At 61.0% G+C, this 12,061-nt stretch carries 10 protein-coding genes; 6 read left to right on the top strand and 4 right to left on the bottom strand.

Annotated elements, in window-relative coordinates; genetic code table 11:
• Positions 1-20: 20 nt before the first annotated feature.
• The 3 genes from FQ746_RS32790 (at position 21) to FQ746_RS32780 (ending at position 4,289) form a co-directional block, all read left to right on the top strand.
• Complete coding sequence (locus FQ746_RS32790; protein WP_144113945.1) at positions 21-1,463, top strand: MmgE/PrpD family protein; 1,443 nt, start codon at positions 21-23, stop codon at positions 1,461-1,463.
• A gap of 112 nt (positions 1,464-1,575) precedes the next feature.
• Complete coding sequence (locus FQ746_RS32785; RefSeq protein WP_144114040.1) at positions 1,576-2,925, top strand: MFS transporter; 1,350 nt, start codon at positions 1,576-1,578, stop codon at positions 2,923-2,925.
• The gene (locus tag FQ746_RS32780; protein WP_144113944.1) at positions 2,922-4,289 is read left to right on the top strand and encodes an MmgE/PrpD family protein; all 1,368 of its coding nucleotides are present in this window, start codon (positions 2,922-2,924) and stop codon (positions 4,287-4,289) included. The genes FQ746_RS32785 and FQ746_RS32780 overlap by 4 nt, the downstream gene beginning before the upstream one ends.
• A 260-nt stretch (positions 4,290-4,549) precedes the next feature.
• On the opposite strand, the gene FQ746_RS32775 is transcribed toward FQ746_RS32780, so the two are convergent.
• The 3 genes from FQ746_RS32775 to FQ746_RS32765 form a co-directional block, all read right to left on the bottom strand.
• Positions 4,550-5,680 carry an NADH:flavin oxidoreductase/NADH oxidase gene (locus FQ746_RS32775; RefSeq protein WP_144113943.1) on the bottom strand — a complete coding sequence of 377 codons (1,131 nt, stop codon included), beginning with the start codon at positions 5,678-5,680 and terminating at the stop codon, positions 4,550-4,552.
• Positions 5,681-5,981: 301 nt separating this feature from the next.
• The gene (locus tag FQ746_RS32770) at positions 5,982-6,890 is read right to left on the bottom strand and encodes a LysR family transcriptional regulator (protein ID WP_144113942.1); all 909 of its coding nucleotides are present in this window, start codon (positions 6,888-6,890) and stop codon (positions 5,982-5,984) included.
• A gap of 345 nt (positions 6,891-7,235) precedes the next feature.
• Positions 7,236-7,754, bottom strand: a complete 519-nt coding sequence (locus tag FQ746_RS32765) for a Dps family protein (protein WP_144114039.1) — start codon at positions 7,752-7,754, stop codon at positions 7,236-7,238.
• Between the two features lie 508 nt (positions 7,755-8,262).
• On the opposite strand from FQ746_RS32765, the gene FQ746_RS32760 reads away from it, so the two are divergent.
• The 3 genes from FQ746_RS32760 (at position 8,263) to FQ746_RS32750 (ending at position 11,155) form a co-directional block, all read left to right on the top strand.
• On the top strand, positions 8,263-9,873 hold the full coding sequence (locus FQ746_RS32760) for a Na+/H+ antiporter (RefSeq protein ID WP_144113941.1): 1,611 nt from the start codon (positions 8,263-8,265) through the stop codon (positions 9,871-9,873).
• Positions 9,874-10,100: 227 nt separating this feature from the next.
• Positions 10,101-10,622 carry a peroxiredoxin gene (locus FQ746_RS32755; RefSeq protein WP_144113940.1) on the top strand — a complete coding sequence of 174 codons (522 nt, stop codon included), beginning with the start codon at positions 10,101-10,103 and terminating at the stop codon, positions 10,620-10,622.
• A complete protein-coding gene (locus tag FQ746_RS32750) occupies positions 10,619-11,155 on the top strand; it encodes a DsbA family protein (protein WP_144113939.1) in 537 nt (178 codons plus the stop codon). Before FQ746_RS32755 ends, FQ746_RS32750 begins: the two co-directional genes overlap by 4 nt.
• 68 nt (positions 11,156-11,223) lie before the next feature.
• On the opposite strand, the gene FQ746_RS32745 is transcribed toward FQ746_RS32750, so the two are convergent.
• Positions 11,224-12,018 carry an SDR family NAD(P)-dependent oxidoreductase gene (locus tag FQ746_RS32745; protein ID WP_144113938.1) on the bottom strand — a complete coding sequence of 265 codons (795 nt, stop codon included), beginning with the start codon at positions 12,016-12,018 and terminating at the stop codon, positions 11,224-11,226.
• Positions 12,019-12,061: the final 43 nt, after the last annotated feature.

The raw sequence follows: 12,061 nt of genomic DNA, 5'->3' as shown, positions 1-12,061 counted from the left end.
ACCTTCCAGAGGAGAGCCGGATGAGCAACACCGATATGACCATCGCCGGGAAACTGGCACGATTTGTCGTTCAGGCGCGCGCCGAACCGGCAAGATTCGAAGCCGAAGTGCGGGCGCAAGCGTCGCAGCGTCTGCTCGACAATCTGGGTTGCATCGCGTTCGGGACAAGCGTTGGGCCCGCCAGGACGATCGCCGATCTGGCCGTGTCGCTGGGCGCCGGCGCGGCGCGACTGGTCGGTACGAACGTCACCACCAGTCCGACCGCCGCGGCATTTGCTCACGGCACACTGGCGCAATCGTTCGAATTGAACGATCTCGGGGTGTACGTGCACCCAGGCGCGTGCGTCCTGCCTGCCTGTCTTGCCGGCCTGGATCTGGCCTCGCAACCGGTCGACGGCTCGACGTTCGCCGCGGCGATCATCGCCGGCTACGAGGTCACGGTGCGGGTCTCGGAGTGCGTCGGACCGTCTCCCGAACTCGATATAGGCTGGCATACGCCGCCATTTCACGGTGCAATCGGCGCGGCGGCGAGCGCGGCAATGCTGATGGGTCTCGACGAGGCGGCGATCGCGCAGGCGCTGGTGATCGCGGCCGATCTGGCGGGCGGCGGACTCATGCTGGCGCGCCTCGGCTCGGACATCAAGCGGGTGCATTGCGGTCGCGGCGCCGAAACGGGCGTGCTGGCAGCGCTCATGGCGCGGGCCGGGCTGAAGTCCCGACTCGACACCTTCGAGCATGCCGATTGGGGCTATTGCCGGACGATGGTCGCGCGCAGCGACGGTTTCGATCTGAGCGCAATCACTTCCGGTCTGGGCGACGATGTCGTCGCGTTTCGCCGCACCGCGGTCAAGTACTACCCGGTGGGCGCCGAGGTGCTCGGTGTGATCGATACGGTCACCGCGCTTAAGCGCGAGCACGCTTTCACGGCTGATGACGTCGAGCGCCTCCATATCGGCACGCCGGCGTTCTTCGTCAAAGCAGAGGCGCACGAGTTCCCCGAGCGCGACGCGCAAATCCACTTCAACTCCGAATATGGCGCCGCCATGGCCTTGGTACGCGACGTACGCCCGGTCTATGACGACGCGTCGATCCTGAGCTACTGGGCAGACGGTTATCACGACCCCGCGGTGCGCCGGCTTGCCGCCCGGATCACGCACGGTGTCGATGCCGAACGGGATCGGCAGAACCCGTATGGTATCGATTCGACGGTGCGCGTCGAATTGCGTGACGGCCGGCGTTTCGAGGGTCGAACGGGCTATGTGGATCGCGCGGAGTCCAATAGCACCATGCAGTTCAATACGATGAGCGAAGCACGCATTGTCAGCAAGTTCAATGCGTTGCTGGGGCAACTCGCGCCACCTGAAACCCGTTCGCGAATCGTCGACACGGCGCTCGGTATCGGTGCATTACCGGATGCCAACGTGTTATGGACAGCACTGCAGGCGATCGCGAAAAGCCATTGATCGCGGTTGTGGTCAAACGAGTCGGTTCCCGGCCGACTCCTGTTTCACGCCTGTTTCACGATACGAGACTGCGACACGCAGCCGCCTGAAAGATCTGGAGAGAGACATCATGATGCAACTGTCATCTGCAACGCCGGTGGCCGATCCGCTCGCGGCTACGGCTCACGATTCGCTGTATCGCAAGATCACCTGGCGGATCATTCCGTTTCTGTTCATGGGTTATGTCATTGCGTTTCTCGACCGGATCAACATCGGCTTCGCGCAGTTGCAGATGAAGCACGATCTCGGTTTCAGCGATGCGATGTACGGGCTCGGCGCGGGAATCTTTTACGTTGGCTATGTATTTTTCGAAGTGCCGAGCAACATGCTGCTGGCACGCTTCGGCGCACGCTTCACGTTCACACGGATCATGGTGATGTGGGGACTGACGTCGGCCTGCATGATGTTCGTCTCGCGACCGGGAGAGTTTTATACGCTGCGGTTTCTGCTTGGCGTTTTCGAAGCGGGCTTTCTGCCGGGCATTACGGTCTACATCAGCTACTGGTACCCGCCGCGACGCCGCGCAGGCATCATGTCGATTTTCTTCGCGGGCACCTTGATTTCCGGTGTGATCGGCGGCCTTTTCTCCGGCTGGATCATGCGCGACATGGCTGGCGTTGCGGGTCTGTTCGGCTGGCAGTGGCTGTTCGTGATCGAAGCCGCGCCGGCCATCCTTCTCGGCGTGTTCGCGGCGTTCTGGCTGGACGATGGACCGCAGCGCGCAAAGTGGCTGAGCGACGACGAGAAACGTAGCGTACTCACGCAACTCGAGGTCGAGGAGAATCCGATGCTGGCGCGCGCGAAGAATGCGTTGCTCGACGCGCTGCGAACGCCCCGTGTGTATCTGTTCGCGTTCGTCTATTTTTCGGTGGCCTGTGGAGGCTTGCTGATCAATTTCTGGATGCCGCTGATCATTCGCGACTTCGGCATTCAGGGCATCGTGTCGATCAGCCTCTATACAGCGATACCGAATGCAATCGGCGCCATCGGACTGCTGATCATTGCGCGCCGCTCCGACAGGCGTGGCGAGCGCCGCTGGCACTTTGCAGCGTGCACGCTCGGCGGCGGGATCGCGCTGTTCCTGTTGACGCTGCATATCCCGAGTTTCCCAATCATGTTGATCATTCTTTCGGCTGCCGCGGTGCTGATATTCGCGGCGGTGCCGATTTTCTGGGCCGTGCCGTTCGAGCACCTGTCGAAGCGCGCGGTCGCGCCGGGTATTGCTTTGATCGGTAGCCTCGGCATTACCAGCGGGATCGTGACGCCGTGGGCGGTCGGCCAGATCAAGACGCTGACCGGCAGCATCGACAACGCGTTGTACATCCTTTCAGCGCTGCTGGTGGTGAGCGCGCTGGCTTTTCTCGCTGGTGTGCCGCGTCGCGCGGCCCGCCGTCATGTTATCGGCACGGAGACCCTGCCATGAGCCTCGCTGAAGTCATTGCAACTTATGGTGTGAAAACGCCCGGCAGTGCGATTCCCGAGCAGGTGTACCGGGCAGGGGGCGTGGCGGCGGTGGATGCGATCAGCTGCATGATCGCCGGCGCACGAACGGACGTTGCCCGCGCGGTGGGTGCGACGTTGCAGGATGCGCCGGCCGGGCAGGGTGCCAGTGTGATTGGGGGCACCCGCCGGATGAGTGCGAGAGATGCGGCAATGGCCAATGGAACGAGCGGGCACGCCCTCGATTTCGACGACGTACTCTGGTCGCAATACGGCCACCCGAGTGTCGTCGTCCTGCCCGCCGCGCTCGCCGTTGCCGAGTTATCCGGCGCCAATGGCCGCGACGTGCTCGCGGCGTACGTGCTGGGTATCGAAGTGGTGTCGCGGCTAGGCAGCTTCGTCAATCCAACGCATTACGAGCACGGCTGGCACACGACCAGCACCCTCGGCGTGTTCGGTGCGGCATTGGCCGCCGCGCGGTTGATGCATCTGGGCGTCGCGCAGACCGCGACCGCGATCTCGATAGCCGCATCGATGTCATCTGGCGTGCGCCGTAACTTTGGCAGCATGACCAAGCCATTTCACGCGGGCAATGCGGCGCGCGCCGGTGTGCACGCAGCCGAACTTGCGCACGCCGGGATGACGGCCGACAGCGAAGCGCTCGAAGGTCCGGCCGGCTGGTTCGCGGTGCTCGGCGCGCGGCAGATGCCGGACGATGCGGCGTTGCGGGCCGCGCTCTCCGACAGCTGGGATGTGATCGCCCCGGGAATCGTGCTGAAGCGCTACGGCGCGTGCGGATGCACCCATTGCGCGCTGGATGCGCTCATCAGTCTGAAGCAGACCCATGGCTTCAAGGGAGAAGATGTCGAAACCATCGAGTGCGTCTCGCATCCTCTCGCAAAGAAAGTGCTGCAACATGCGCGACCCGAGACGGGGCTGGAAGGCAAGTTCAGCATGGAGCACTCTCTCGCCGCCGCGGCCGCGGACGGCATGTTGACGTTGGCTCACTATGAAGACGCGGCCGTGCAACGCGAGGATGTGAGAAGACTGGTTCCGCGGGTGCGCTTCGAGATCGACGAGGCACTTGCGGCCGGCTCATCGGCCGATGCGGTCCCCGCGATCGTTACGGTACGTCTTCGCGATGGCCGGGTGTTCAGCGAGCGAGTCGACATACCCATGGGGGATCCGCGTCGTCCTCTTCAGGATGCGGATCGACGTCAGAAACTGGCTACCTGTATGGCCTTGGATGTCAACGCCGCCGGTGTCGACGCCTTGTGGAACCGTCTTGAGCAACTCGATGGCGAAACCGACTGGCGAGCGCTCTGGACGTTGACGGCGCAGGGGTGATCGACGCTCGAACGTGGGGGCGCCAGTCAATCGTATTGCTCGTCAAGCAAAGAAAGACCGCGCCCTGAAAGAGCCTGCTGAATTCAGCGAGCGTGCTCGCCGGTTACGCACGAAGCTGAAAGTGTCGGCATCGACGTCGTCACCCGGCTACCCTGGCGAATCGCGCCTCGCATAAAGACGGGTGCTGCTTCTGCGAGTCCGACATCCCCAGGTCCTCGATTATCGATGCTCGCGCAGAAATCGGGTTCTACCGCTCCGGCTCACGAGGCATTTGCCGTCCCAGGCCGGGCGAGTTGAGCGCCGGCCCACAAGCCCGGTTTGCTACGCTCGTATTGCGGCGGATACACGATCGATTCCTCGTCGCCCAGGCTCTGTGCCGCGTGCCAAACCCAGCGAGGATCATCCAGAAACGCACGACCGAGCGCAACGGTGTCTGCCTGAGAGGTCGCAATGATCGTCTCGGCCTGGCGCGCGTCCACAATCATGCCGACAGCGCGCGTGTGAAGCTTGACGCTCGCTTTGACTTCGGCTGCGAACGGGACCTGATAACCGGGGTGCACCGCGATACGGGCGTTGACCACACCGCCCGTGGTCACACACACGTAGTCGACGCCACGAGCTTTGAGGGCATCGGCGAACGCAATCGTTTCGGCCACTTCAATGCCGCCGGGTGTCCAATCCGAGCCAGTGATCCTCAGGCCAAGGGAAACACCCGGCGGAAGGGCCTCGCGAACCGCCATCGCCACCTGGAGCGGAAAGCGCATCCGATTTTCAAAAGAGCCGCCGTACGGGTCGGTGCGCTGGTTGGCCAACGGCGAAAGGAACTGATGTAGCAGGTAGCCGTGGGCGGCGTGGATCTCTATCACATCGAAGCCGAGGCGCACTGCGCGGCGGGTCGCTGCCACGAATCCTTCGCGTACCCTTGTCATGTCGTCCAGGCTCATTTCTCTTGGTGTATGCCAATGCGTGCCTGCCGCGATGGCTGAAGGCCCTTCCGTTGGCCACGGATCTTCTCGCAGACCTAAAGCCGCGCGGCCTTCCCACGGCCGCTGGGCCGATGCTTTGCGTCCCGCGTGGTTGAGTTGAATGCCCCAACGGGTATGCGGCGGTGCTACGCGCCGCGCTGCCCCTAACACGCGCGCGAGCGCGGCCTCGTTGGCATCGCTATAGAGGCCGAGGCATCCATGCGTGATGCGGGCTTGTCGTTCGATCGCCGTGGCTTCGAGAACGACGAGTCCCGCGCCTGAAATGGCGAGTTGCATGAGATGCATCAGATGCCAGTCGTTCGCACAACCGTCGTCAGCACTGTATTGGCACATGGGCGAAACGACGATACGGTTGGCAAGAGTGACAGGGCCGACATTGGTCGGCGAAAAGAGTGAGGAAGCCATGCTTCATCTCCAGTAAGAAAAAATGGATACTGCCAATGCCGCCGAAGTACCGACTGTACGCAGCGAGAAGCTATCGAACCCTCAATGGTCAGTATTAATAGGCGCTTCCGTGGACATGCGCTTTCCCGGTTGATTGATCTGGAGTCAGCTTGCCCTATCCGCGCGAGCGTTGTTTGCCTGCAGGGTGCCCCCTTTTACAAATTCGCACGACCTGATTTTGTCGAGCCTCATGGACCGCCAACGGATTGAGCACAAGCGTTCGAGAGCGTAATGTTCTCGGCCAGGCGCGTCGCGAAAGCGACTAGCCCGGCGCGGAAATCGCACGTTCCGCGAAATCGATAAACGCGTGGACTTTTCTCGAATACCTGCGATTCGGCAGATACGTCGCATAGACAAATGCATCTCCGCCCTCGGGCGTCACCTGCGCGTTGCCGAAGAGAGAAATCAATTTTCCTGAAGCGACCTCGGCACTCACCAGCCATTGTGGAAGTAGGGCGACGCCGTGGCCGCCCAACGCAGCGCCGACGAGCATATCGAGGTTATTGGTAAGGAGTTGGCCATTCACGTCGACCGATTCGGATCTGTCCGGATAACGGAAAACCCATCTTTGACGATTGCCGGGCTTGTAGATGAAACGCAGGCATTCATGACCGATCAGTCCGGATGGCGTGGGCGGCGTGCCCTCTCTGAGCAGATAGTCCGGGCTTGCGACCACCAACCGCTCGCTTGCACGCAGCCTTTTAACGATCAGCCGATCGTCAGCGGTCGGAACGCCAACTCGCAGTGCGAGATCCAGACGCTCGCTTACCAGGTCGAGATGACTGTCTGACACCACGAGTTCAAGCTTGACCCGCGGATTCTGCTTCAGGAACGTCGTGATATGTGGAGCGATGTACAAGCGGCTATAGGTAGCGGAGACGCTCACCCGCAGTGGGCCCATCGGATCGATGCCGCTGTCGATGACACTGTCATCGGCACCCGCCAGGTCGGTTAGCACCTGGCGGACCTGTTCGACATAGGTTACGCCTGCATCGGTCAGTGAAACATTGCGAGTGGTGCGTGTGAGCAGCGACGTGCCGAGCGACGCTTCCAGACCATCCATGAGACGCATGACCGAAGATGTGGTCTTGCCAAGCTCGTGAGCGGCCGCGGTGAAACCGCCGGACTCCGCAACAGCAAGCAGAGTTCGCAAAGCTAGCAGCTTATCCATTGTTTTCCCATCGTCGCTTCATCAGTCGGCCTCTCCAGGCGATCCACGTGACGTGGAATTTCACCGTTGCGCGGCGAATGTCCTGTGCGTCAAGATAATCGATAGTGTGGGTCTGGGAGCAGCCTGACATTGCTTGTTCTGCTACGCAAACTACGCTCAGGGGCCACTCGGGGGTGTCGACCCGCCTGCCTGTGAAACCCATGGCGCGGGGCGACGGACCCTTACCAGCACGTGTATGAGAGATCTGCGTTGACGGTGCGTCGAGCGGTACGCTGTCCCACGCCTAGGCAGGGTCGTCCACCAGCACAAAAAGTCGGCGGGTGCCGCCGACCGATACACATACTTTTATGAGCGGCGTCCCGATTCGAACAGAAACCAGACGCGCCGTTCTGCCTCGTCGATCCATGTTTCGAGCAGGCTCGTGGTAGCGACGTCGCCGACTTCGCTGCACAACGCATGCGTCTCGCGCATGTAACCCGCTAGCGCCAGGTTGTCTTCGCGCAGTTCCGCGAGCATGTCGTCAGGCGTAACAAATTCAGCATCGTTATCCAGGATGCGTTGCAGCCGGACGATGTGGCCGGTGGAGTGCAGCGTTCTGCCGCCAATCTTGCGCGCACGTTCAGCGATGGGATCGGTCGTGGCGAAAATCTGATCGGACTGGTCGTCGAGCAGCAGATGATAATCGCGGAAGTACGGTCCCGACATATGCCAATGGAAGTTCTTCGTTTTGAGGTATAGCGCAAAGACATCGGCAAGCAGGATGGCCAAAGCTGCGGAGATATCGCCGGTTGCCTCCTGCGTGAGAGGGGAAGGTGTTTTTAGCGGTGCAGCGCGGTGTTCCGCTGCTTGAGCTGTATCTTTCATGGCATGTCCTTTTTTGAGCAAATCGATAGATTCAACGTGCGAATCGTGTTGCAGGAAAATTCAGTGTAGGAGCGCATCGCTCGTAAAGTCCTGCAAAAAATATGAAATTTTCTTAGCAAAAATAAAGCGGCCGACAATGCATCAAGGCTTCCTCTTACAGCGATGAGACTGAACCGTGTCGTCCGCGAGCGTTTGTTGAGGACACGCTCGCGGAGGCGGGTCGGAGCATGAAATATCGATGCATCCAGCGCAACGCGATTTCGGAGGTGAAAAACGGTCAATGATTTCAGCTCGCACCGTGCGATTCAGAAAGAGACCGTCCGGACCTCGTGGTTTAATCGTTCCGGGGCCAGCCCGGTCAATGAGAAGAGCGCTATGCCGGCCGCCTGCACCTCACCGCGTTTTATAAATTCGCCCGTGTAGCGGCTTCATTCCACGGATCGGGCGAAAATCGCGGTTCGACCGGTATTGAGAGAAGGCTGTGTGAAACCATGAGGTCACGTCAATAATGAGTCACATCATCTTCTTTCAGGATTTGCTGCTCGTATTACTGGCAGCGTGCGTGCTATCGCTGATCGCCAGCCGTTTCAATCTGCCGGTTGCGGCAGTATTGCTTGTGGGCGGTGCGGCGATTGGCTTCGCGACCGATGCGCCCGTCGTTGCACTTGACCCCGACGTGATCATGGTCGTGCTGATTCCGCCACTATTGATGTCCGGTGCCTTCTATACAGCATGGCGAGAGTTTCGCCGCGAGACCGCGCCTATAGCATCGCTCGCGCTGGGATCGGTGATCTTCACCACCGCGTGTGTCGCGTGTGTCGCACATTGGGTCGATCCGCGCTTACCGTGGGCTGCGTGCGTTGCGCTTGGTGCGATCGTGTCGCCTCCCGACGCCGTCGCGGCGAAAGCCTTGTTGAGCAAGCTGCCGCTTCCGGAGCGCATTGTCACCGTGCTCGAAGGCGAAAGTCTCGTCAACGATGCATCGGGCCTCGTGATCTATCGCTTCGCCGTCGTTGCGCTGTCGGCAGGTGTTGTTAGCGCGGGGGACGCGGTGCTCACGTTTTCCATGCTTACACTGTGCGGCGTGCTAACCGGTGCGCTCACCGGCTGGATGACGATCAAGCTTCTTGCCTGGCTGAAAGACGCGCGTCTAGCCGTTGTGCTTACCTTTCTCGCGGCATGGGCCGCGTACCTGTTGGGAGAGCGTCTGCATGGCTCGGGCGTGCTCTCGGTGGTGGTGTGCGGACTCATCGTAGGACTGCGCCAGCACATGATTCTGGATGCGACGACGCGTTTGCAGATCACCGGAACGTGGGATGTTGTCGTCTTCGTGCTGGAAGGGCTCGTATTTATCCTGATCGGCGTGTCGTTGCGTGGCACGCTCGAGAAGCTGAGTGCGGGCCACAGCTTCTCGTCATGGCTGCCCGAGCGGGTGTGGATGCTCGCGAGTGCAACGGTCGCCGTGGTGATCGTCGCGCGATTCGTCTGGGTGATGATGGCGATTGCGCTTCCCGAGCGGATCCTCGCGCACCTGCGCGGCGCGCCCGCCAGAACAGATATCCGGCAGGCGACGATTCTCGGTTGGGCCGGCATGCGAGGCGTCGTGAGCCTTGCTGCTGCGTTGGCGCTACCCGAGTCACTGGCCGACCGCGATACCTTGATATTCGCGACATTCGCGGTGATTTTCGTCACCGTCGTCGTGCAAGGGTTGACGCTGGCGCCGCTGGCACGCGTAATTGGTTTTAGCGGAGTATCCGGGTTGACAGGGTCGAAATACCTCACGCCATTCGAGGCGCGATCAATCACGTTCCAGGCGTCGCTCGATGCGTTGAGGAAGATCGACATGGCTCGATGCGAAGGCAACGAGTCCGTTGTTCTGCGGCTGATCGACGAATACAGCTATCGGGTCGACAGCAACGCACGCGCGCATGTAGAGGGCGAAGACCTCGTGCGTTTGCGGCTCACGCGTCTGAATATTGGGCTGCAGGCGGTGCAAGCGGGCCGAGCGGCGCTGCTACGGTTACATGACGAGAGTCGGATCAACGACAAGACTTTGCATCGGATCGAGTCGGAACTGGATCTTGAAGAGGCACGGCTGAAAAGACTGGTCGGTCCGTAAAGGGTCGACGTTCGATCAGTCTGCACTGTGCCGAGCAAGCCGGGCGGCATCGTGGCTACCTGGGCGGCCTGCGCTATACGAACGTCTTAGTCAGACGATCCTTCCGATGCACCACCAATCCCAACGCATAGCTAGGTGGGCGATATGCGTCGGCGTATTCTGATCGACACGTACAGCCAATGTGTTTGTTCAGCAGCCGAAGCCTACCTGCCAGGAGCTATGACTTCATGACTACGCCGCTTATGCCATCCCCGATCCCTGCAACCGCCGTTCTGAAGGTGGGCACGATTGCCCCCGACTTCACCCTGCCGGCGACACCCGACCAGAAGATTTCTCTTGCAGAGCTTCGCGGCGAGCCGGTCATCCTCGCTTTCTATCCGGCGGACTGGAGTCCTGTGTGCGGAGATGAACTCGGTCTGTTCAATGCGGCGCTTGGCGAGTTCCGCCGCTTGGGGGCGCAACTGGTCGCCATCTCCGTCGATAGTGCGTGGTCGCATGCCGCTTATGCGTCACAACGCAACCTCCATTTTCCGCTACTCGCCGACTTCGAACCCAAGGGCGAAGTGGCGAAAGCCTATGGTGTGTACCGGATGCCGGAAGGCGTTTGCGAGCGTGCATTGTTCGTCATCGACCGGGAAGGCAGGGTCAGGTGGTCATTCGTTTCTCCCATTTCAGTCAACCCCGGTGTCGACGGGATACTCGACGCGCTCGAGAAATTGAGCACCAGTTCAAAACAGGACACACCATGACCCATCTCACTGAGTCTCCCGGAACGCACGATCACATCCAGGGTGCCGTAGACGCGCCCGTCACCCTCGTTGAATACGGCGATTTCGAGTGTCCCTACTGCGGCGCGATGTACGGCGTAATCAAGGCGGTACAGGCCGCGCTAGGACCCAAACTCCGCTTTGCGTTCCGGCACTTTCCGTTGACGGATATGCACCCGCATGCTTTGCACGCAGCCGAGTTCGCGGAGGCGGCCGGTCAGGTCGGCAAGTTCTGGGACGCGCATGACGCGTTGTATGAGAACCAGTCGGCGTTGACGGATGCGGATCTGGTGCGTTACGCGGAACACCTGGGTGTGTCCAGGCGCGATCTGTCCAGCGCTTTCGAAGGGTCTCACGACGAACAGATCCAGAGAGACTTCCAGAGCGGACTGCGAAGCGGCGTGAATGGCACGCCGACGTTGTTCATCAACGGTTACCGGTACGACGGCAATCCCGATGCCGAGAGTTTGCTGGAAGCACTGCGTACTGCGTTGCACGACGCGAGACGCAGCTAGGAATGGATGCAGACGTGGGCGGCGCGGTCGCTTGACCATGTCGCCCGCATAACCTGCAAGGGAGCCGTTCAGGCGATCGTCTCGACTACACCGCCGTCCACGCGCAATGCGGCACCGGTTGTCGCTGAAGCCTGGGTGGAGCACGCGTAGACGACCATGTTCGCGACTTCTTCTGTCGTGGCGAGGCGCTGGATAATGGAACTGCTGCGGTGAGCCCGCACGAATTCGATGCCAACCTGCGCGACCGTTTTTGCCTGTTGCTGTGCCGTGTCCTCTACCATCGCGCGGAAACCGTCCGATAGCGTCGGCCCTGGCAGTACCGCGTTGACTGTTACGCCGGTGCCCGCCGCCTGCTTGGCAAGACCGCGCGCAATGCTCAACTGGGCGGTTTTCGAGAAGCCGTATGCCAGCATATCCGGCGGAATATTCAGGGCGGACTCGGACGAAATGAAAACGACACGACCCCACTTGCGACTCATCATTCCGTGCAAATAACTGCGCGCGAGCCGCACGCCGGACATCACGTTGATCTGGAAATACCTTTCCCAGTCGGCATCTTGCGTGGAAAAAATATCGCCGGGACCGAATACGCCCAGATTGTTGACGAGGATGTCCGCCTCGGGTGTGGCTTCGGCGAGCGCGGCGCATCCGGCGGCTGTGCCGAGGTCACCCGCGAAGCCTCGCAGCTTCGCGTTGGGAGCCTTTCGCAGGATCGCTTCCAGCGCGCGCTCGACAGCGTCCTGCTGGCGTCCATTGATAACGGTGGTGGCACCGCTAGCGGCGAGGCCGGTTGCGATCGCGAGACCGATGCCCGCGGTGGACGCGCTGACAATGGCAGTTTTACCCGATAGGTCGATGATCACGGCTTGCTCCTTGAAACCCCTGTTTTGCCGAGCCGGGTGGCGG

Origin of the sequence: Paraburkholderia sp. BCC1886 (genome assembly GCF_900996245.1) — a bacterium.
Lineage (GTDB): Bacteria > Pseudomonadota > Gammaproteobacteria > Burkholderiales > Burkholderiaceae > Paraburkholderia.
Note: the sequence above shows the minus strand (reverse complement) of the source record. Positions and strands in the feature narration are given on the sequence as shown.

What these genes read in the sequence shown, in the direction of transcription:
- FQ746_RS32790 (WP_144113945.1), top strand. Translation starts at nt 21, where the DNA reads ATGAGCAACACCGATATGACCATCGCCGGGAAACTGGCACGATTTGTC.
- FQ746_RS32785 (WP_144114040.1), top strand. Translation starts at nt 1,576, where the DNA reads ATGCAACTGTCATCTGCAACGCCGGTGGCCGATCCGCTCGCGGCTACG.
- FQ746_RS32780 (WP_144113944.1), top strand. Translation starts at nt 2,922, where the DNA reads ATGAGCCTCGCTGAAGTCATTGCAACTTATGGTGTGAAAACGCCCGGC.
- FQ746_RS32775 (WP_144113943.1), bottom strand. Translation starts at nt 5,680, where the DNA reads ATGGCTTCCTCACTCTTTTCGCCGACCAATGTCGGCCCTGTCACTCTT.
- FQ746_RS32770 (WP_144113942.1), bottom strand. Translation starts at nt 6,890, where the DNA reads ATGGATAAGCTGCTAGCTTTGCGAACTCTGCTTGCTGTTGCGGAGTCC.
- FQ746_RS32765 (WP_144114039.1), bottom strand. Translation starts at nt 7,754, where the DNA reads ATGAAAGATACAGCTCAAGCAGCGGAACACCGCGCTGCACCGCTAAAA.
- FQ746_RS32760 (WP_144113941.1), top strand. Translation starts at nt 8,263, where the DNA reads ATGAGTCACATCATCTTCTTTCAGGATTTGCTGCTCGTATTACTGGCA.
- FQ746_RS32755 (WP_144113940.1), top strand. Translation starts at nt 10,101, where the DNA reads ATGACTACGCCGCTTATGCCATCCCCGATCCCTGCAACCGCCGTTCTG.
- FQ746_RS32750 (WP_144113939.1), top strand. Translation starts at nt 10,619, where the DNA reads ATGACCCATCTCACTGAGTCTCCCGGAACGCACGATCACATCCAGGGT.